Below are 22,051 nucleotides of genomic sequence, written 5' to 3' on the forward strand. Positions count from 1 at the left end.
GTTTTTCTGCGTGCTGGTAGTCCAGGACATCACAGCTGCAAACCATACTGCAAAACTCATGGGAGTCGAAGAAAAGAAATCGTTGATTCTTTCAGTGGATAAAGGCGTCTCCCTATCAATCACAGGCGATATTCAAGTGTTGCTGGATGCTAAAGCAGAAGAATCTGTAAGATTGGAAATTGATCTGGGTCGCAATGATATCTACAATTTACATCTTGAACGCTTTCACCTTGTACAGGCGAGTGCTCGGATCGTTGAAATCAGGGATGATAGGCACTACGAGATTGAGGAACCCCTGGCATCCACTTACAGAGGGACGATTACAGATGATCCTAGCAGTCAGGTGAGATTAACCGTGGCTAGGAATTATCTATCCGGGTTCATTCAAACAAGTACTGGCGAGAGGCTTGTTCTGGAAAATCAAGAATTTGAAAAATCCAGCTCGATTCAGATTCGTGCTATTCAAAATGGTGGAGGGATTGAGCAGGTCCGTGGCTATCAGGATGACTTTAGCTTATCACCAACGACCTACTCGAAGCAAATCCTCAATCCAAATAATATTGCTATGCATAAGACCTTTTCGGAGAATGGTATGCTTACCGCCGAAATCGCAATAATCGCTGATTATGAAGCCTATTTGAAAGCGAATTCCAGCATGGAGCTCGCAAACGAACTTCTCAGCATATTGAACTATATGGACGCCTACTACAATCAACTCAATATTCAATATCAGCTTGTTGAGATGATCATTTTCGCTGATTCTTATTCTGGGGGTCTGCCTCAGACAACTGACGCAGGTGCTTACTTGAGGGCTGTTGATAATTGGGTCGCAGGCGGTGGCGTCTCAAATTGGCATGACATTGCAACATTCTGGACTGGCAGGATCATTGGCTACTCATATGCATGGCTTAACACAATCGGACAGTTTGGGCGCCATCATCTTGTTGAGTTTTGGGGGATGGGAGAAACCCGTTGGTTGGCTAATTTTCAAGCCCACGAAGCCGGTCATAATTGGGGCGCAACCCATGTAGCCCATGACAGTCGATATATTATGAGCCCATATATATATGATGGGGTTATCAATTGGAATGATACAACCCGCACTGCCTTCCAGAATCACATTCAAACTGCAGGGGCTGTCCTCGATACTGATCTACCAGATTCAAGTAGTTTCTTAATTTTCAATTCACCACAGATTGTTGCTGATGACAATCAAAACGGGTTGGCTGATCCGGGAGAGTCAGTTGAACTTGAATTTGAAATAAAAAATGTAGGGGGGCAGAGCTCAGAAAATTCAAATCTCAGCCTACACTCCTCAGGCTCAAGCAGGGATTGGATAACTGTTCATAATCCGGATTTTAATTTTGGTGAAATTGAGGTGGATTCGAGTCTGAAAATAAGACATACTGTAGATTTGAATTCCAACATACCCGTGCCCTATATAGCAGAATTAATCTATACCATCCACTCTGGATTGGATAGCATGAGATACTACTACAGTATAACAATTGGGCAAAAAGCAGAGTACCATGCGAATATTGTAGCGGCTGAAGTTTCAGGGAATTCAGATGGGAAATTTGATCCAGGTGAACGGGTATCCCTCGTACTTGATCTGGTTAACCATGGTCAGCGAGCCGGCGAAAATATTACGATCACCATTAGACCTGATGAGCAGGATGTTGACTATCTCGTCGATTTAGACACTTCGTACACCATTAGCAGATTGGATATCGACGAGTCAACCTACCTGATCATTCCCTTTTCGTTATCTCCCGATTTTCCAGAAGGTGAGGAGCTGGAGCTCTTTATTCAAATTACTGATACAGCGGAGCTGGTTACTTACAGCAAATCCTTCATGGTTGGGATGCCCTATGGATTTGTGTACTGGGAAGATTTTGAATATGATCAGCCAGGATCAAGTACCTCGGGCTGGAGTCTCCCAAATGCTAGCTCTTTGGACCTCCTGACCTCCCAGGATAGTATGGAAGTTTACGACAAAGTAAATGATCACTGGGTTTCAGCTCCTTTTGATGGTGATAGAGCACTGTCGTATGGACCAAACTGGGTAGGGTCTTTTAGGGTGATTTCCCCGCAAATTGATCTTAGAAGTGCTAGAAGACCAAAACTCAGCTTTCAAGAAATAAGAGCTTGGGATCCTACTCAAGCAGGTGGAACGCCAGAGCATTCCTTAAAATTGCAATATGGCTCCAATTCAGATGGACCTTGGTACACCCTACAAACCATTGCTGTTCACGAGGCTCTAATTGGAGTTTGGCAACAAGAGATCATTGATCTCGAAGCAGTCAAAGATAAAGAAGTCTATTTTTCTTTCAGTGGTAATCAGCAACATTATTACTGGCGCCTGGATAAGTTTACCATAGTGGATGGTGCTGCGAGTGATCCTGAAATGCCTGTGGGACATAAGGTATTCAGCTATCCTAATCCGTTCAATTCCACTGCGACAATTCTATATGATTTAGATAGAAGATCAGATATTCGAATTGAGCTCTATAACATTCGGGGACAGCTCGTGGAAGTGTTGGATCAAGGATCCAAACCAGCAGGGACATACTCTCTGCAATTACATGCCGCAGGATATGATTCAGGTATGTATTTATGCCGTCTTCAGACCGATGATAACTATCACATCTCCAAGTTGATGCTGATGAAGTAGGAGAGGGATAGCAATTCATGAATCGAAAATCACCAACATTAAAAGATATCGCTAACGAACTTGGTTTATCCATTTCGACTGTTTCACGTGCCTTACAAGACCATGCAGGCATTGCAGAAGAAACTATCACCAAAGTTAAAAAGGTGGCGGAGCGATTTGACTACTTCCCGGATAGCATAGCCAAGAATCTTAAGACAAACGCCTCAAGGACAATTGGGGTAATTGTGCCAGAGATAAAGCATGACTTTTTTTCCTCAGCAATAGATGGGATGGAAGATTTAGCGTACAAGCACGGATTCACAATTATCGTTTCCAAATCTAACGAGGATTATAACCGTGAAGTCTTAAATACTCACAACATGCTATCAAATAGAGTGGCTGGAATCGTAGCATCTGTCTCTCAAACAACACAGGATGGAGATCATTTTCGACGATTTCTGCGAAGGGGCATACCCGTTGTACTATTTGATCGCGTCCTGGATAATTTAGATGTTTCCAAAGTGATTGTTGATGATTACGAGGGGGCGTTTAAGGCCACCCAACATTTGATAGAAATGGGGTATAGACGCATTAGTCACCTCGCTGGGCCAACCTATCTGAGTATAGCAAGGGAACGATTAAGAGGGTATAGAGAAGCGCTGGCAAAACATAACATTGAGTATGATGAAGAAATTGTTATTCATGGGACCTTAGAAGAACGATCCGGTACAATAGGGATAAAGACTCTATTTGAGTTATCTGATCCGCCAGATGCGATCTTTGCCATTAATGATCCAGTAGCCGTTGGTGCTCACAAAGAAGTAATTGCAATGGGATTAAACATTCCTGCCGATATTGGAATTACTGGATTTAGTAACAATCCCATTACTGAACTTATTGACCCTCCCTTAACAACCATTGACCAGCATGGATATAAAATGGGACAAGAAGCTGTCCAAATTTTGATGGATGAACTAAATACTGTAATGGAGAAACGGAAGAAATTTACCCGGATAGTTGAGACTACACTTATCGTTAGAGAATCAACTCAGCGACAAATAAAATAAGTTATAGGTATCGCAAAATTAAGAAGTTCAAAATGAGTGAGAATGTCAAAATAAAGACGTGTGGTATAATTTCTGAATATCCTTTTGGTCAGCTAAAAACTGGCGAGAAAATCTCCAAATATTGTTTGACAAATAATAATAAGCTATCTGTCAATGTTCTCAATTATGGTGGAATATTGCAATCCATAAAGACACCTGATTTGAGCGGCAATTTTTCTGATATACTCCTGGGGTATGACAATCTGGAAGGATATCTGGAAGATGAATCATATATGGGTGCTGTAATCGGGAGGTTTGCAAATAGAATTGCGGGGGGAACATTCGTACTTGATAATACTGCTTATCCATTGACAAAAAATGATGGGATAAATTGTATTCATGGTGGTCAAATTGGATTCAATCGGGTTGTATGGGAGGCTGAAAAATTAGATTCGGGGAAGGGCGAAATGCTTTTATTGAGTCATAATAGCCCGCATGGTGATCAAGGCTTCCCAGGAAATTTATCTGTTAGTGCCCTATATGCCCTAAATGATGACAACGAATTGAATATTAGAATAAGGGCAATGAGTGACCGGAAGACAGTGATAAATGTTTCACTGCATCCATATTTCAATTTGTCCGGTACACCTGCATCTGACCTTGATTCTCATTTACTCTCAATTGAGGCTCAAAAATATTTACCAATCAACGAACATATGGTTCCAACTGGAGAAATAAGATCTGTAGCAAATTCAGTCTTTGATTTTCGAAATGAAATTCCAATCCACTCGCGAATCGTGGATGATAATTCCCAGTTAACAATTGCAGGCGGATTTGACCACTGTTTCATAATTAACGAGCCAAACGGTAGCCTGAGAAGTATGGCTGTGCTCGAGGATATCGAAAGTGGAAGATCGCTTACCCTCTCATCGAATGCACCAGCTATGCAGTTATATACAGCAAACTTTCTGAATGGAAGCGTTAAGGGGAAGGGTGGAATCTCCTTTGATAAATGGCAAGCTGTCTGCCTGGAACCAGAAGAATATCCAAATTCTCCCAGAGAGAACAAATTTCCATCCCCGGTGCTTGAGGCGAACGACGAATATGACCATCAAATCCAATACAAATTTGATGTTTTAAACAAATAAGGAATTCACAATGGAGTTTTCATTAGTCGATTATCTGGTATTTGCATCCTATGCTATTCTCATAGTCTCGGTTGGCTTATGGGTATCCAGAACCAAAGAAGGTCATGAGAAGAACGCCGAGGACTATTTCCTCGCTGGTAAATCACTACCTTGGTGGGCCATTGGCGCATCGCTGATTGCTGCAAACATCTCTGCTGAACAGTTTATAGGCATGTCAGGATCTGGATTTTCTCTGGGTCTGGCAATTGCTTCCTACGAATGGATGGCAGCGCTTACTTTACTCATCGTCGGTAAATATTTTCTGCCCATCTTTATTGAAAAGAAAATTTATACCATCCCCCAGTTTGTTGAGGTTCGCTACAGCAAAAACCTGAAAACAATTCTAGCAGTATTCTGGATTGGATTATTTATTTTTGTAAACCTCACCTCAGTTCTTTTCCTCGGTGCTAAGGCACTTGATACCATTTTAGGCACAGGCAATGGTGATTATATCATGCATGGTATCCTGGCGCTGGCTTTCTTTGCTGCAGCCTACTCCATCTGGGGCGGTCTGTCTGCTGTGGCCTGGACTGATGTTATTCAGGTTATCCTGTTGATAGTGGGTGGTTTGATTACCTCCATCATCGCTGTGAACCATGTAACACCAGATGGTGGAATGTTGAATGGTTTATCACATATCTACAACGTCGCGAGTGATCATTTCCACATGATTCTAAAGAAGGGACATCCCAGTTTTAGTAATCTACCTGGTATTGCCGTTCTCGTAGGTGGGATGTGGGTGGCCAATCTGTACTACTGGGGTTTTAACCAGTATATCATTCAGAGAACCTTTGCTGCCAAATCCTTAAAAGAAGCTCAAAAGGGTATTGCTTTTGCGGCCTTCCTGAAGCTTATCATTCCTCTCATTGTTGTGATCCCTGGTATCGTTGCCTATGTCATGTTCACGTCTCCTGAAGGCACAGCCGCCATTCCGGGTGTGAAAGAGGCCTTTAGTACAGGTGGAGTGGGAATCAACTATGATAAAGCATATCCCTGGTTAATCAGTCAATTTGTGCCCACTGGATTGCAAGGACTCGTGCTTGCGGCGCTCTCTGCAGCCATCGTGTCCTCTCTGGCTTCCATGTTGAATTCAACCTCAACCATTTTCACCATGGATATTTATCGTGCCTACATCAATAAAGGTGCTGATGACAAAGCCACAGTCAAAGTGGGTCGCTTAGCTGTTCTGGCTGCCCTGGTTATTGCCGTTCTGGTCGCTCCAACCCTGGGTTCCGTGAAGGAAATGTTTCAGTACATTCAGGAATACACTGGACTGGTTAGCCCCGGAATACTTGGTGTATTCATGATGGGTCTATTTTATAAGAGATCGACTAACAATGCTGCCATCTGGGGTGCTGTTTCTTCAATCCCCCTTGCCCTGGTGCTCAAGTTGGGTACCTCCATGCCCTGGATGCATCAGATGATGATCGTCTGGATTGCCACTATGATTATTATTGCTATTGTCAGCCAGATTGAAGGCAAAGGTACCAGCGATCCCAAGGGGATTCCTGTTTCCAGGAAATACTTCGAAACGGAACCTGTCTTTAATATCAGTGCAATGATTATCGGAGTGATCCTGGTAGCACTGTACGCAGTCTTCTGGTAGGTCTTCGGTGCACGAATGAAATTTCCGGGAGACCAGCCTCATCGGCGGCACAATCCGCTTTCAGGAGAATGGGTGGTAGTATCAGCCCACCGTGCAGATCGTCCATGGCTTGGTCAGCTTGAGGCAATTCAGATAGAATCATTAACCTCTCATGATCCTGAGTGCTATCTCTGTCCAGGAGGAAGTAGAGCCAAAGGTGATAAGAACCCTGACTATCAGGGAACCTTCGTCTTCACCAATGATTTTCCGGCATTGCTTGACGAGAACCATACCTCATCAGATATCGGTGATGACCTTTTTCACTGGAAGACAGCCAGCGGAACGACACGAGTTATCTGCTATTCACCCCGACACGATCAGACACTTGCTGAATTATCCCTGAGTGAAATCGAAACAATCATAGAAACTTGGAGGGATCAAGAGAAAGATCTTATGCGCAAATATGGCTATGTGCAGATATTTGAGAATAAAGGCAAAATGATGGGTGCTTCAAATCCTCACCCTCATGGTCAGATCTGGGCCGGAGATTTCGTACCGTCAAAAATTGAAAGCGAAGATGCAAACCAAAAGGCGTATTTTGAAACTCACGGGCGTCCCTTATTATTGGATTATGTTGAAAAGGAATGTGCTGGGGGTGAGCGAATAGTCTATCAAAACAAATCCTGGGTCTCATTGGTTCCGTTTTGGGCTACCTGGCCCTTTGAAACGATAATTATTCCCAGAATGAATCTGACTCAGATGAATGGGATGAATTCAGATCAAATCTGTGATCTAGCTGACATCCTCAAGGTATTGTTAAAGAAGTATGATCTGCTTTTTAACATCTCCTTTCCATATAGTATGGGTTGGCATATAGCACCAAATACGGGAGGGGACAATGACCACTGGACGATGCACGCCCATATTTATCCACCCCTGCTTAGATCCGCAACAATCAAGAAATTTATGGTCGGATACGAGATGCTTGCTGAATCACAAAGAGATATTACTCCAGAAATGGCTGCTAAACATCTAGTAGAAATATCAGAATAAAGTCTAATAAAATTGGAGTTTTAGATGTCGATGTGGTCAATAGATAAATTGAATAAACAGATTCGAGAATCTGGCCAATTGGACTTATTCAAGGACTTGTATGGAGGGGGAGAAGACTATCAACTCGCCTTAAATAGAATCTCAGAGTTAATAGAAGGAGCAGATTTTGAGGCAACTCATCTATTTAGCGCGCCGGGTCGAACTGAATTAGGAGGCAATCATACTGACCACAATCTTGGCAAGGTTATTTGTGCAGCAGTAAGAAATGATGCTCTAGCGGCCGTAGCAAAGAGATCAGATGGAAGAATAGTTGTCCGCTCGAAGGGCTTTGATGAAATATTTACTGTTGAAGTTTCAGATCTAAATATAAGACCTTCTGAAAAAGGAAAAACAAGTTCGCTCATTCGAGGGGTGATTGCAGGTATTGTGGAATCTGGGGGAGAGTGTGGTGGCTTCTCTGCAGAAATAACCAGTGATGTTGGCATGGGGTCGGGACTTTCTTCCTCAGCAAGTTTTGAAGTTCTCATCGGCACGATAGTCAATCATCTCTATAACCAGAGTGGATTATCTGCTGGTAAGATTGCCCAAATAGCACAATGTGCAGAAAATCAATATTTTGGCAAGCCCTGTGGATTGATGGATCAGATGGCATCAGCTGTTGGTGGGATAATGGCAATTGATTTTAAGGATCCCAATCATTTAGATATTCAGAAAATAAGTCATGATTTTAGTGCGGAAAAGTATGTACTCCTTGTGATTAATACAGGTGGTAATCACGCTGATCTTACTCCAGCCTACGCTTCAATTCCCTTCGAAATGGGAGCAGTAGCAAATCTATTGGAATCTGACGTTTTACGTACTGTTCACGAGGCTGACTTCCTAAAAAATATAGTCTCCATCAGAAGCAAGCTGGGGGATAGATCAATCTTGCGCGCCATGCATTTTTACAGTGAGAATAAGCGCGTCGATCAAATGGTCTCGGCATTGGAAGTAGGAGATTTTGAAGCCTATTTAAAGGCTGTGTGTGCTAGTGGAGCCTCGTCTCAAAATATCCTTCAAAATTCCATTCCACCCGGTAGCGATGGTCGAGATCAGGGTCTTACTTACGCCCTGGGTGTCTCTCAGCTATTTATTGAAAAAAATGGTAGGGGGGTTGCTCGCGTGCATGGAGGGGGTTTTGCTGGTTCCATCCAGGCATATATTCATAAAGACGACATTGGTGACTACAAGAAACTGATTGGCGATACAATTGGAGTAGGTGCTCTACAAGTATTGAGTATCCGACACCATGGCGCTATGCAAATTCTTACCCTTCCATAAAATGGAAATATCCATCATCTAAGTCACGAAACACTCTGTCCAGATATAATTTTGGAACAGTTACTCAGGCATAGATACAAGCGGAGAACGCATGCTAAGCATAGATGTATTGTTTGAAAAATTTTCAAGTTTTATGTGGGGTACACCTCTGCTGGTGTTGCTCCTTGGTGGTGGACTCTTTTTTACTTTTTACAGTCGGTTTACTCCCTTCCGGTTTTTCCGTCATGCTTTTATGATACTCCTGGGTAAATATGATTCTGAAGACGATCCGGGTGACATTTCCCACTTTCAAGCACTTTCCAGCGCCCTCGCCGGTACGGTGGGAATGGGTAATATCAGTGGAGTGGCAATTGCCATTCATACAGGTGGTCCCGGGGCCATTTTTTGGATGTGGCTCAGTGCAATTCTCGGTATGTCTACAAAATTTTTCACCTGCTCTTTAAGTATTCTTTATCGCGGAAAAGATGATGAGGGTCGGATTATGGGGGGCCCCATGTACTATATCGAAACTGGCTTAGGTATAAAATTCAAACCTTTGGCAATCTGGTTTAGCCTTGCCGGCCTTTTTGGATGTCTCGCCCCATTTCAGTCGAACCAATTAACACAGATCATTCGCGATGAGGTATTCAAACAGCAGGGCTTATTTGTCGGTGATGCTATCATGGGTAATCTTCTTGTAGGAGTGGTAATTTCTGTAATCGTTGCTCTGGTCATATTTGGCGGAATCAAGCGCATTGGCCTGGTCGCTTCACGGATGGTGCCAGTCATGGTTAGTCTTTATATGTTGGCTGGCATCACTATTCTGGTTAAACATTATACAGAGATACCTGAAATGTTTATGTTCATTCTCAAAGACGCCTTCACAGGAGATGCTGTATTAGGTGGTGCCTTAGGTGCAGTCATCATCACCGGCATCCGTCGGGCTGCTTTCTCTAATGAGGCTGGAATTGGCACCGAGGCCATGGCTCATGGTGCGGCAAGAACCAAGGAGCCTGTGCGCGAAGGTCTTGTGGCTATGATCGGTCCGTTCATTGATACCATTATTGTTTGTAGTGTCACCGCCTTCGCAATTCTATTCTCTGGTATGTGGCAGGCTAGTGAAAGCAATGGTGTGACGCTAACTACACAGGCATTTTCACATGAATTAGGTGAGGTAGGGCGCTACATACTGATAATTTGTGTGATTATCTTCAGCATGTCAACTATGATTGGCTATTCATATTATGGTAGTAAATGTACTTCCTACCTTTTTGGTAGTCGATATAAAAAATATTACAGAATATTTTATGTACTTGTTCTTGCATTTGCTTCAATCATTACCCTTGATGTCGCCATCAATTTTATCGATGGCATGTATGCACTCATGGCTATTCCCACCATGACGGCTACGCTTCTACTCGCTCCTCGTGTCATGAAGGAAGCAAGGCGCTATTTTGAGTCAATGTCATAATATCGAAATTGAGTACACCAACCAAGGGTTCTCACTTCAAAACTGTGCTAAAATAGTGTCAAAGATTATGACATGTGGTGGCGTGATTTGTCTCAAATGTCCATCACTTGCAACAAAGTAATTAGAATTATATGATATTCGTATGTAGCTGTGTATCAGAGTATTAGAGGTGTACCCGGGGCCGGAATCGAACCGGCACGGCTTTTAAGGCCGAGGGATTTTAAGTCCCTTGTGTCTACCAATTCCACCACCCGGGCCAAAAATTGAATTATAAATTGTAAATGATAAATTCATAATTCACAATTCGTAATTCATAATTTCAAAGAGGCGTGGGTCGGATTCGAACCGGCGAATGATGGTTTTGCAAACCACTCCCTTAGACCAACTTGGGCACCACGCCATCAAAAAAGCCGCGCAATATAGTTTACCAAGAAGCATAGGTCAACTACAGCATACAGAGTGTAAGATAAATCTATTCCATCCCAAAATTGAGTTCGTTCTCTTCGTTAAATTCGTTGCAAAAAAAAGATCCCGCAGTCGCTACCTGCCTTCGCAGAGAAGAATCTAATAGTCCTCTGCCGGTCTCTGTGCACTTTGCGGTTATAAAACCATTGGCAATGTTTGTACAATTCGTTGTGAAAAAAAGAGATCGCTGCAATCGCTCCACTCTTCCCCAACGAAGCCTCTAAAAATCCTCTGCGTTCTCTGCGCACTCTGTGGTTAATAAAACCAATCGAAAAGTTCGTCTAATTCGTTGTAAAAAAAAGAGATCGCCGCAGTCGTTACACTCCTTCGCGAAGACGTGTTAAGTTGTACTCATTGGTAAAATAAAGGCCGATCAAATGACCGGCCTTTTGATAGTGCAGTATTACGGGGTGGTTTAGTACATGCCACCCATACCGCCCATGCCACCCATACCAGGATCCATCCCTGGACCTCCAGCTGATGATGGTTCGGGCTTATCAGTAATGGCACATTCCGTGGTCAGCAAGAGACCTGCAATTGAAGCTGCATTCTCAAGAGCTGTACGGGCCACCTTGGTTGGATCAAGGATACCAGCTTCAAGAAGATTCTTAAAATCTTCAGCGCGAGCATCAAAACCAAAGTCATCTTTGCCTTCTTTGACTTTCTGTACCACAATGGAGTCTTCCCAACCAGAATTCTTGGAAATCTGACGAATCGGTTCTTCCAAGGCGCGACGAAGAATATCAATACCCAACTGCTGATCACCTTCAAGTGTCAGTTTTAATGCCTCTGCGGCACGCAGGAGAGCAACACCACCACCAGGGATGATTCCCTCAGCGACAGCAGCACGTGTAGCATGCAAAGCATCTTCAACACGAGCTTTCTTCTCTTTCATCTCAACTTCAGTAGCAGCACCAACATTCAGTACAGCAACACCACCAGCCAATTTGGCCAGACGTTCCTGAAGTTTTTCACGATCATAATCAGAAGTCGTGTTCTCAACCTGAACCTTGATCTCATTGATGCGGGCTGTCAATTTCTCTTTTTCACCAGCTCCATCAACGATGGTTGTGTTGTCTTTGTCAATGATGATAGTTTTGGCTGTACCCAGATACTCAAGGGTTGCATTTTCTAACTTGTAACCCTGGTCTTCAGATACAACGGTTGCACCAGTGAGAACGGCAATGTCCTCAAGCATGGCTTTCCGACGATCACCAAAACCAGGTGCCTTAACAGCAGCAACCTTTAAGGTGCCGCGGAGACGGTTCACAACCAGAGTAGCCAGAGCTTCACCATCAACATCTTCAGCGATGATGAGGAGCGGACGGCCAGTCTGTGATGATTTCTCAAGAATTGGCAGTAAGTCTTTCATGGTGCTGATCTTTTTATCATAGATCAGGATCAAGGCATCTTCTAGGAGGGTTTCCATGTTCTCAGCGTTGGTCACGAAGTAAGGGGAGAGATAACCGCGATCAAACTGCATGCCCTCAACGGTCTCAAGGTGAGTATCCATAGTTTTGGATTCTTCCACCGTGATCACACCATCTTTACCAACTTTGTCCATGGCCTCAGCGATCAAGTCACCAATAGCTTTGTCATTATTGGCTGAAATGGTTCCAACCTGGGCAATCTCGTTACTGCTGGCCACTGGTTTGCTGAGCGCATTCAGAAACTTGACAACCTCGACAACACCAGCATCAATACCCCGCTTGATTTCCATGGGATTGGCACCAGCAGTGACATTCTTCAAGCCCTGGGTAACAATAGCCTGAGCAAGTACAGTTGCAGTAGTGGTTCCATCACCAGCAATATCAGACGTCTTTGATGCAACTTCGCGAACCATCTGGGCACCCATGTTCTCACGGGGATCTTCAAGTTCGATTTCTTTTGCCACGGTGACACCATCTTTGGTAATAGTCGGTGCACCAAACTTTTTGTCGATAACCACATTACGACCCTTGGGTCCCAGGGTTACTTTTACAGCGTTTGCCAGAATATCAACACCAGTCTTTAGTTTGGACCGGGCTTCCTGATCAAATTCGATGTATTTTGCCATTTTTTTCTTTTTCCTCTCGTTTCTTTTAAAGGATTGTCAGTTGCAACTGACGTATATAATTCAAAAATATGCTCTATTAGCACTCACACCATTAGAGCGCCAAATTATATTCAGGTTACAAGCTGACTCCAAGTAAAAATCAGAGGGAAGGGAATACAAAGTTCCGATGATAAGCTAAATAATAACAATTATATAATACAATAACTTTCATTTTTCATGACCTGGATATTCATGAAAGCATTTGGAATAATTTCTGATGTGCTGAAGCGACTGAAACTTTCAGCCGGCCTGACCATTTTCCAGAAGATTTAAAAGCTAGTTCCCAGTGCTGCCAAATCCGCCTGCTCCTCGACTGGTTTCACTCAGGGATTCCACTAGCTCAAAGGTGATGGGTGATCCATCCATGGCAACCAATTGGAACAAGCGATCACCTGCAGAAACTTGATAATCCTCGGTTTTGATATTATCAACCATACCGATAATTTCACCTCGGTATCCGCCATCTATCAATCCGATTGAATTTGACATCCTTAAAGGGGTCTTGGAGATACTTGAACGGGGCATGAGATAGTAGGGCTGGCCTGAGGACGTTTCGCAGGATATTTGCAATTTTAGGGGCACTGTTTCTCCAGCTTTGATGACCTGATCTTCCATAATAAACAAATCAAGACCGGCATCACCGGCATGGTAGTGTCCATGCTGCTCATAGCGCTCGCGGGATGAGGGGGTATGTGGTTGAATCTTTATATGCATTGCAGCTCCTAATTATTTTTTTGTAATTGTCATAATTAATCAATAGTTCGTCATCCCGAGCAGAGTCGAGGGATATTAAATTGTGTTTTCCATATGCAGCATCTCTCGACTCCGCTTGAGAAGACGTAATCTGGTTTCCGGTGGAATCACCTCTCGACTCCGCTCGAGATGACGTTCTCAATTACCTCGGGGTTTATCAAATCTAGTGTCACCGTAGATTAATGGAAAAGCTTATACCACAAGGAATTTCGACGGCGTTCTTCCTCGATCCAGCGATCTCTCCATTCCAGACCCGGTGTGATTTCGCTAAAACCCAGACTTTCATATACGGATGCGTGGACGCGTTGACGCCAGTCAAAATAGTTGGGATACTTATAACTACGTTTGGGGTGCACCGCATTGGTGAGGAGAATGACAAACATTTGATTGTCAGGATCAATCCAGATAGAGGTTCCCGTAAACCCAGTATGACCAAAACTATTGGCACTTAGATAAACACCGCCTGAGCTGGCTTCATGAGGACTATCCCATCCCAAACAGCGGGAGTTCTCTTCATCCAGCATGTTCGCCCGACGTGTGAATAATTCAATGGTTTCTGGTTTAAATATGACGGTATCACCCAACGACCCCTTATTCAGCATCATCTGCGCAAACCTGGCCAGATCCATGGCAGTAGAAAAAAGACCGGCATGGCCAGTAATGCCACCCAGGGAATGGGAGTTTTCATCATGGACAAAACCATGTACCAGCATGCTGTCCAACTCACTTATTTCAGTTGGGACAATACGATCAAGTCTCGCCCGGGGTTGATAGCCAGTTGCCTTCATAGACAGGGGCTTGAAGATGACACTATCTGTAAAGGTTTTTAAATCAGCTCCGGCTAGCTTCTCAATCACCATCCCAAGGGTAATCAAACCAATATCAGAATACCTGTATTTGGTACCTGGAATTGTATCCAGTTCTGATTGAAGCACGCTGTCCACCAGGGCTTCCCGGCTGGGTGCATCCATGCGAAAAAATTTCTTAAAGGGTTTCATTCCTGCGGTGTGGGTAAGCAGATTTTTCACGGTAATTATCTGTTTTAAAGAATCAATTGTTGAATCGGGCCCTGCAAACTCTGGGAGATAGGAAACCACTGTTGTGTCCAGGTTGAGTTTCCCTTCCTCATAAAGTTTCATGGCTGCCGAGGTTGTAGCTATCACCTTGGTGACAGATGCCAGATCGAAAATATCTCCCCGATAGGTGTGCCGTTCTGAGTCATAAGTGTGTTCACCAAAATATTCATGCATAAATATTTTGCCGTCTTTGGCTGCCAGAAGTACGCCACCTGGCCACGCATTTTCCTCAAGAGCCTGATTCACAAAGGGCATTATTTTGCCCGGGTCAGCTCCTATGTCTTCTGGAGCAACATGTTGCAGAATAGTTGGCTGAAGCCTGGGCTTAACGTGGGTCGTGACGCTGGTAAAGGGGAGCCCAATTCGTGATAAGCCATCCCCCCGTTGTGCTATTCCAGGAATAGTGATGGGAAGTTTACCATCAATGTCAGCTTTTCCCAGCGATGCTCTAGCCAGCGCTCGCTGCATTTCTGTTTGATTACTATACGTCACGAGGTAGGTGGGGATGTCTGGAAAAGCCCTGATTAAATAGGGTGTCCCAAAACTTGTAACAATCAAATGGGGCGTTTTGCCGGAGAGGGAATCAACGAAGGTACTTTGAATAGGAGGTAAAAGTACCCGATCCTTGTTCATTTTGGTGCGACTAAAAATGTTGACGATGACATGGGCTGAATCGGGGATGCTCTCCAAAACATAGTCATAGGCGAAAACATCATCTGAATTGTCCAATATCCAGGATGAAGAGTTAGGCAGCGCTCTTTGTAACTCTATCGAAACAGTTGATTGGTCATGATCATGAGCCCAATCACGGATATCGACAATGTAGACGTGTTGGGAATCAGTCAGGTTTACCGGTACTAAATTTTGCTGATCACGCACGAGAGTAACAGCTTTTCTCATTATATCCTGAGCCACACGCTTGTTATGGGTGGTGCCCAGTCGGGACTGCATGTCATCCAGACTTAAAGTTTTCTTTTTATCCAGACCAAGTTTTTGCTTGAGAGTTAAAATTCTCATCACAGATTCATCAATCCGACTTTCGCTGATCAATCCATCATTTACGGCTTCCTCAACCCAGTCCACTGAGCCCTTGTAATTTCTATTCTGTATAATGATATCAGAGCCAGCCTTAATGGTCTGGATTAAGGCATAGCGATCAGGAAAATTTCGGGTAATACCTCCCATGGCCATGGCATCGGTGATGATTGCTCCCTTAAATCCCTGCTTCAATCTCAAAATATCCTGTAGCCAGTAGGGCGAGAGACTGGATGGGATTCCAGGTTCCAACTGAAATTCACCTGCATCCAGATGACCCACCATCACCAGATCAACACCAGCATCAATGATGGCTTGAAAAGGTTTGAGCTCCACATTCCATAGACGAGCAGAATCAGAAGGAATTTTGGCCAGGGATATGTGAGAATCAGTCTGAGTGTCACCATGCCCTGGATAGTGTTTGGCAGTGGCCAGCATACCCTGTGACTGAAGTCCCTGCATAAAACTGATGGCATAACGTGAAACTTCATCAGGATCCTCACTGAAAGCGCGGGTGTTAATGATGGGATTGTCTGGGTTGTTATTCACATCGACGACTGGAGCCAGTGCGAGATGTACCCCAAGCGCGCGCCCTTCTTCAGCAGTTATTCGACCTGCTTCAAAAGCCAGGTTTGGATCACCTGTGGCAGCCAGAGCCATGGGCCACGGAATTTGTGTCCCAGCTCCAAATCTTTTTTGAAGTCCGTATTCCAGATCTGCCTGAACCATGATGGGCACCATGGATCTGGATTGCATTTGGTTGAGCAGCGTCAATGCAGAAGCGGTCTCGCCACCCCAGACATGGATGAAGCCAATGCCATCCGTTTCCAGGAGCCCTTCAATTTCCTTCCAACGGGCTGACTCTGCGGGCAGATAGTCCAGGCTCATGGAATAAACCATCATCTGAGAAATTTTTTGACGCAGGCTTAATTTCTTGAGTGTGGCTCTTACCCAGGGTGACGAATCAACAAGTTCAGGCTGATGTGTACAGGTGACCAGTAGAAATATCGCCAGGGTTGCTACAGAAAATCTGAATATCCTTGATGTGTTCATGAGGAGCTCTTGATAATTCTTAAAAATGAATAAAGGGTGTGTGATCTGCAGCCAGATCTTGAATCAGGTTAATCTCAGTCTCAGAGAGGGTTAAGCTCCTTCGCTTCATCATGAGCTCGGCTGTTTGAATTGCCTTTTCCAACTCATGGGTCCCATTTCCCCATGAAAAAGAGGGAATAGCCCGGGGTGGAAAATCAGCCTGAAAGACATTGCAAAAGGGGCCAATCAGAGTCCCTGTGTTCAAGCGAATCCCGATGGCAGTTTTTGTATGATCGCCTATAATGGATCCAAGGAATTGACGACCACTTTCGTAATTGTTTCCATCCCATGACACGCGAATCTTCTGATAATTATTCTTCATGTTACTGGTGCTGGTTCCTGCCCCCAGATTGATCCAGGAGCCCAGAATGGAATCCCCAAGAAAACCATCATGGCTCTTGTTTGAATAGGGATGAATGATACAACCCTTGATTTCACCCCCCAGATTACAGATTTTTCCGACCACAGAATGCCGGATAGAGGTAGAGGGTTTGAGAGAACTTCGCTTACCCAGATAAACGGGACCCACGATGGAAGTGAAAGGACTAATTTTGGCATCCTCATCGATGACAATGGGTCCATTGCTGGCATCCAGGTGAACAAATTTACTAATCTGAGCTGTATTATGGATGAAAATATTGCGTTCCGTCAGGGTTGAAAGATCTGAAGGGAGTTTTGTCAGGATATTATTTTCTTCCTTCCACAGCTGCGCATCGAATTCCAGGGCTGAATCAATTATATCAAGGTATTCCCAGATCCACAAGGGTTGCTTATTACATATTTCTGCATCACATTCAATTTTTGGCAATCTGTCAAGTGTCTTGTGAAAATCTGCTGAGAACTTTATTCCCGAACCTGGTCGGGCAGCCACAATTTGGCCATCTATGACAACTGCTGCTTTATTGGATTCTTTTAAAATATTGAGTGCCGAGGGATACATCCAGGCTGGTGTTGCAGCATTAAGAAAGATGGCATCCTGGTCAGCATGCTTATTTATAGGTGTTTCAGGATACTTTTCAGCATGTTCCTTAGCCAGAATGGGACGAACCCACAATTCCACGGAGTTTTCGGGAAGAATTCGTTGAGCTCTCTCAAGATTGGAAAAGATGCCATAACGTAGCTCAGCAACGGATCTGAGGAGTGAAATGGGGGCGAAGGGGGAGAGATTCGCAGGTTCAAATAGTATGTGTGAGCTCATGATTTTATCCTGTTTTAATTGTAAGCAGCGACCATGTTTGTGATAATCACCTATGCACTTGCCCCATTGTTCAGATCAGGCAACGCCGGGATTTAGCATTTTTTGACAGTCACTTGAATCTAAGCATGCCCTCAGTTGAATCAATACACAAAGCGATAGCATTAGTATGTAAAAAAGACTAACTTACTGGCCTGGGAATAGTAACTGAAACTTAGATCGTAAAGTAGGACTCAACAAACTCAAGCATTCATCATGGGATGGGAAGGTTTGGTTGATCCTGGAGTTATGTATGAAAAAATCCAATTTCCATTTCGTACGTCAAATTAATGAAATCTCAGTATTGCGTATTGTTCGTGATGAAGGACCTATTTCCAGATCTGAAGTCGCACGTAGAATGGGCGTTTCAAAAGTGATCATTGGCGGTATTGTTCGCCGTTTACTTGGAACCAATATTCTTTTTGAGATCGGCAAAGGGGAATCCACTGTTCAGGGTGGCAGAAGACCTGTGATGTTGGAGTTTAATGCCGATGCAGGTCTGGCAGTTGGAATAGAAATACATTTACATCGCGCCACCTTACTCATCACCAATATGAATGCAGAAATATTACATGAAGGCGTGGTGAATTTTAACAACAACACCAACCCCAAAGCCATTTTGACCCGAATAACCAAATCTGTTGAGAAAATGGTTGGTGATGAAGAGAAGATGAAATCGATTCTGGGTGTTGGTATTGCTTTACCAGGACTCATAGATTACGAGAACGGTTCTATTCTATCCACCCACTCCTTGAAAGCCTGGGAAGGTTTTCCCATTAAATCGTACTTTGAAGAATCTCTGGACACAAAAATCTATATGGAGAATGACGTAAAGGCCATCACACTGGGTGAATACCATTGGGGCGCCGGCCAGCAGGCAAAGAATGTTGTCTATATATGGCTTGGTGAAGGAATAGGGGCTGGAATCATTATCAACGGTGACATTTATCGTGGTATTACTTCCTCTGCCGGTGAAGTTGGTTATACCGAAATATCTGCCCGTGGGATTAATCGCGGCAAATATCCAATCCTTTATCAGGATCAACGCCGTTTTGGTGAGATTCTGACCACGCCACACTTAGAGTTTTCCATGCAACAGGCTGTAAGTGCAAATGGACGAATGACGACCCTTAGGAACACTGAAATCAATCTTCAAAGCATTGCCACCGCTGCAAAAGATGATGATCCTCTCGCACTGGATGCCCTCAATGAGTTCGGTGAAATACTTGGTATTCTCACGATTGGTGTGATCAATTTCTTTAATCCTGAATTGATTATCATGGGTGGACCCGTCATTGACAAGTGTCCCATGGTACTTGACGCCGCAGTGCGGTGTGCCAAGGCAGATGTCCTGATGATTCCTGCTGAAGTAGTGCAAATTAAAGCGGGTGCATTGAAGAATCGAGCCGGAACCCTGGGTGCAGTGGGAATGGTCCTTCAGGATTTATTTAAACCACCAATTGTAAATCTGGCAACCTACCGGTCGCTGATTTTACCAGAATAATTTATAGATTTAAATAGTGCCTACTTGGAAGATCGGGAAATCTGGTCTCTAAGTATGGCTGCTTCCTCATAATTTTCAGAAAGTAAAGCCATCTGCAGCTCAATTTCGAGCTTTTCCTGAACCGGTAACTCAGAGGGAACCCCATCATCAGTGATGCGATGCTGCAATTCACGAAGTTGAAAAATTTCAGGACTTAAATCTGGTTGAGGATCCTCAAGAACATTTTTATAGACATGTTTGATTTGACGAACACCTGCTTTTAATATTCTCAAGGCTTCCGTTTTATCGTCCACTTCAAGTTTTAACATGGTTTTAGCAGAAGTATTCATCATCATCACATAGGGTCGATGCTGTTGACTTGTGATATTCTCTACAGCTCCAGCATAATTGGCGATGACGTTGAGGATATCAAGATTGTGGCGGGTATCACGAATGACACCACGGTAGTCCTTCAATTGATGGAGACTGAGATAGCGATGGTAGAACTGCAACCCCTCTTGTCTCAAGTTGAAGGATTGTCGCGGATCAAGGGTGAATTCTTTTTCCTTGGCAGCCAAGGAGCGGTAATAGTCCAGGTAAGAGTCAAAACCTTCAGGATGATAGCCATCTGGTCTACCGGTGTATTCCATCTGGATAAGACCAAGATCAACCCGCATCTGAACGAGTTGTCTACCATCTTTAGCCTTAATTATTCTAGCACTAACCGTGAGGGGATCAAATGGCCATTCGCTTAATATCTTACTAATATCCATGGCCGTTAATTAAATCGGAATATGCTTGATCTCCAATGCTTAGATATCTACTGAATGAAAATGTTTCTCATGGTACCCCTGGGGAGAAGTTGCTTTCTCTCAGGGACAATCGAGCTATCTTGATCCCATGAATGCACATTTACACAATCGAGAAATTATATTGTTGGGTCTGGCCCCTGTCACTGATGAAGTCAAAGGAATGTGGCACAATGGCTATCCTGTTCATCAGGGCGAAACAGAATCCAGCATGAATTTCGCCACGCTATATGCCCAGGAGCATGGGATTGTGCCGGATCAAAACTTGCTCAGGCAAGAGTGGCTGAACTTTATTGATACGCTGTTGACTGCCGGCTTCCACCTCCATATTGTACCTTTTCCAGATGAGTTGAATCAACCTGATAGTCTCTACCATGATGCTGTCTTTATTAGAGATGGGGGAATGATATTCAGGGGTATCTGGATTAAAAGTCGCTTTAGTGTGAAAGATCGGATCTATGAGGGCGAATTTCATACAAAACTAATTGAAGCCAAGCTCGGGAAGACGGTGGTTACCCTGCCTGAAGGCGCTCTCCTGGAGGGTGGAGATATTAATTATCTGGAAACCAGTCATGGAAGTTACTATTTCGGCGGTCTATCTCGTTCAAACAAAGCAGGTCATGATTTTGTACGCAGCATTATTCGTCCCGATCATTATATCCTGGTGGAATCCCAAGGCTACCATCTTGACACTGTTTTCACACCAGTGGTTTCCGTGGACAATGAAATGAAGGCTGTGATTGTAACGGCTGATATGCTCGATAATAAAAGCATGGATGCAATCCGTTCGCTGGGTGTCAAGGTTATGGAAGTTTCTCTGTTAGACTCATCTGGTATTGAAGACGAATTGGGCGACTATGCTGTCAATGCACTCATTGCTCCTGGGATTATGGTGAACAGTAGCAGATTTTCAACCCCTGGCATCGAAGAACAACTTGCTGAGATGGGCATTCAGAGGTATGTGACACCCCTGACCAGCTTTCGATATGCCGGTGGTTCGGTACACTGTTTAACCAACGAAGTATACTAGCGTTAAGCTCAGGAGACTGAGCCCCTCGAAGACGCTCATCCCACTATTCCGTTGAACATTTCGACCAGTCTTCACTCCACCCGCCACCGAGGGCGGGGTTCAAGCTACGACTTGGCAGGCAAGCTCAATGTCCGGTTGAGTGACACTCCATTTTAAAGAATAAAAAAAGACCGGTGAAGCACCGGTCTAAATAACGCTATAATCGAAACGACTATAAAATGTGAGAAGCGTCTTAGGAAAAGGTGGCCATATGTTTGGCAACACGCGATTTCTGGTTAGCAGCTTTGTTCTTATGGATAATTCCGGTAGCGGCTACTTTGTCAATCACTGCGATGGCAGAACGACCGAGAGCAGTTGCGTTCTCGGCATTGTCTGTAGCCATGGCTTTTTTGATAGCGCTTTTCATCAATGAATTATAATGCTTATTGCGTATACGAGCTTTATCAGCTTGTCTGATACGTTTTGCGATGGTCTTTTTTACAGGCATATTTCTTCTTTCTCCTCAAAAATGCCCGCGAATATAGATGCGCATCACACCTCTGTCAACGCTTTAAGTAGAAATAAAAATCAAGCATTTGCATAGCTTTCTGCCAGAGTGAAGTGCGTGAATTAATTTTCTAATTTGAAAATTCTGTTTTTGCTTTGACCCATTTCCTCCTACTTTATTGAATAATTAACAATGTTG

At 43.9% G+C, this 22,051-nt stretch carries 15 protein-coding genes and 2 tRNA genes; 9 read left to right on the forward strand and 8 right to left on the reverse strand.

Annotation, left to right across the window (positions count from 1 at the left end; translation table 11 throughout):
• Positions 1-10: 10 nt before the first annotated feature.
• The 7 genes from ISR87_02870 (at position 11) to ISR87_02900 (ending at position 10,294) form a co-directional block, all read left to right on the forward strand.
• Positions 11-2,674 (forward strand): T9SS type A sorting domain-containing protein, encoded by a 2,664-nt coding sequence (locus ISR87_02870; GenBank protein ID MBL7024372.1) that lies wholly within the window; start codon positions 11-13, stop codon positions 2,672-2,674.
• A 17-nt stretch (positions 2,675-2,691) separates the two neighbouring features.
• Positions 2,692-3,720, forward strand: a complete 1,029-nt coding sequence (locus ISR87_02875; GenBank protein ID MBL7024373.1) for a LacI family DNA-binding transcriptional regulator — start codon at positions 2,692-2,694, stop codon at positions 3,718-3,720.
• 32 nt (positions 3,721-3,752) lie between these two features.
• Positions 3,753-4,847, forward strand: coding sequence for a galactose mutarotase (locus ISR87_02880; protein MBL7024374.1), 1,095 nt, complete (start codon positions 3,753-3,755; stop codon positions 4,845-4,847).
• Positions 4,848-4,857: 10 nt separating this feature from the next.
• On the forward strand, positions 4,858-6,492 hold the full coding sequence (locus ISR87_02885) for a sodium/sugar symporter (GenBank protein MBL7024375.1): 1,635 nt from the start codon (positions 4,858-4,860) through the stop codon (positions 6,490-6,492).
• A 15-nt stretch (positions 6,493-6,507) separates the two neighbouring features.
• The gene (locus ISR87_02890) at positions 6,508-7,524 is read left to right on the forward strand and encodes a UDP-glucose--hexose-1-phosphate uridylyltransferase (GenBank protein ID MBL7024376.1); all 1,017 of its coding nucleotides are present in this window, start codon (positions 6,508-6,510) and stop codon (positions 7,522-7,524) included.
• Between the two features lie 24 nt (positions 7,525-7,548).
• Positions 7,549-8,844 (forward strand): galactokinase, encoded by a 1,296-nt coding sequence (locus ISR87_02895; GenBank protein ID MBL7024377.1) that lies wholly within the window; start codon positions 7,549-7,551, stop codon positions 8,842-8,844.
• A 133-nt stretch (positions 8,845-8,977) separates the two neighbouring features.
• A complete protein-coding gene (locus tag ISR87_02900) occupies positions 8,978-10,294 on the forward strand; it encodes an alanine:cation symporter family protein (GenBank protein ID MBL7024378.1) in 1,317 nt (438 codons plus the stop codon).
• 172 nt (positions 10,295-10,466) lie between these two features.
• Here the strand turns inward: ISR87_02900 and ISR87_02905 are convergent.
• The 6 genes from ISR87_02905 to ISR87_02930 form a co-directional block, all read right to left on the reverse strand.
• Positions 10,467-10,551, reverse strand: a tRNA-Leu gene (locus tag ISR87_02905).
• Between the two features lie 68 nt (positions 10,552-10,619).
• A tRNA-Cys gene (locus ISR87_02910) sits at positions 10,620-10,694 on the reverse strand.
• A gap of 480 nt (positions 10,695-11,174) precedes the next feature.
• Complete coding sequence (gene groL / locus ISR87_02915; protein ID MBL7024379.1) at positions 11,175-12,815, reverse strand: chaperonin GroEL; 1,641 nt, start codon at positions 12,813-12,815, stop codon at positions 11,175-11,177.
• A 315-nt stretch (positions 12,816-13,130) separates the two neighbouring features.
• Positions 13,131-13,568 (reverse strand): dUTP diphosphatase, encoded by a 438-nt coding sequence (locus tag ISR87_02920; GenBank protein ID MBL7024380.1) that lies wholly within the window; start codon positions 13,566-13,568, stop codon positions 13,131-13,133.
• A gap of 218 nt (positions 13,569-13,786) precedes the next feature.
• Positions 13,787-16,771 (reverse strand): serine hydrolase, encoded by a 2,985-nt coding sequence (locus ISR87_02925; protein MBL7024381.1) that lies wholly within the window; start codon positions 16,769-16,771, stop codon positions 13,787-13,789.
• Between the two features lie 19 nt (positions 16,772-16,790).
• Positions 16,791-18,008 carry a hypothetical protein gene (locus ISR87_02930; GenBank protein MBL7024382.1) on the reverse strand — a complete coding sequence of 406 codons (1,218 nt, stop codon included), beginning with the start codon at positions 18,006-18,008 and terminating at the stop codon, positions 16,791-16,793.
• 289 nt (positions 18,009-18,297) lie between these two features.
• Here ISR87_02930 and ISR87_02935 point away from each other — a divergent pair, with 289 nt between their 5' ends.
• Entirely contained in the window at positions 18,298-19,548 is a 1,251-nt protein-coding gene (locus tag ISR87_02935) for an ROK family transcriptional regulator (protein MBL7024383.1), read from the forward strand.
• Between the two features lie 20 nt (positions 19,549-19,568).
• On the opposite strand, the gene ISR87_02940 is transcribed toward ISR87_02935, so the two are convergent.
• Positions 19,569-20,300, reverse strand: a complete 732-nt coding sequence (locus tag ISR87_02940; GenBank protein ID MBL7024384.1) for a UvrB/UvrC motif-containing protein — start codon at positions 20,298-20,300, stop codon at positions 19,569-19,571.
• Between the two features lie 127 nt (positions 20,301-20,427).
• Between ISR87_02940 and ISR87_02945 the strand changes: the two genes are divergently transcribed.
• On the forward strand, positions 20,428-21,366 hold the full coding sequence (locus ISR87_02945) for a hypothetical protein (GenBank protein MBL7024385.1): 939 nt from the start codon (positions 20,428-20,430) through the stop codon (positions 21,364-21,366).
• A gap of 232 nt (positions 21,367-21,598) precedes the next feature.
• Here ISR87_02945 and rpsT read toward each other — a convergent pair whose 3' ends face one another.
• Positions 21,599-21,853: a 30S ribosomal protein S20 gene (gene rpsT / locus ISR87_02950; GenBank protein ID MBL7024386.1), complete on the reverse strand. Its 255-nt coding sequence runs from the start codon at positions 21,851-21,853 to the stop codon at positions 21,599-21,601.
• Between the last annotated feature and the right edge of the window lie 198 nt (positions 21,854-22,051).

Source organism: Candidatus Neomarinimicrobiota bacterium, assembly GCA_016784545.1.
Classification (GTDB): domain Bacteria; phylum Fidelibacterota; class UBA8477; order UBA8477; family JABMPR01; genus JABMPR01.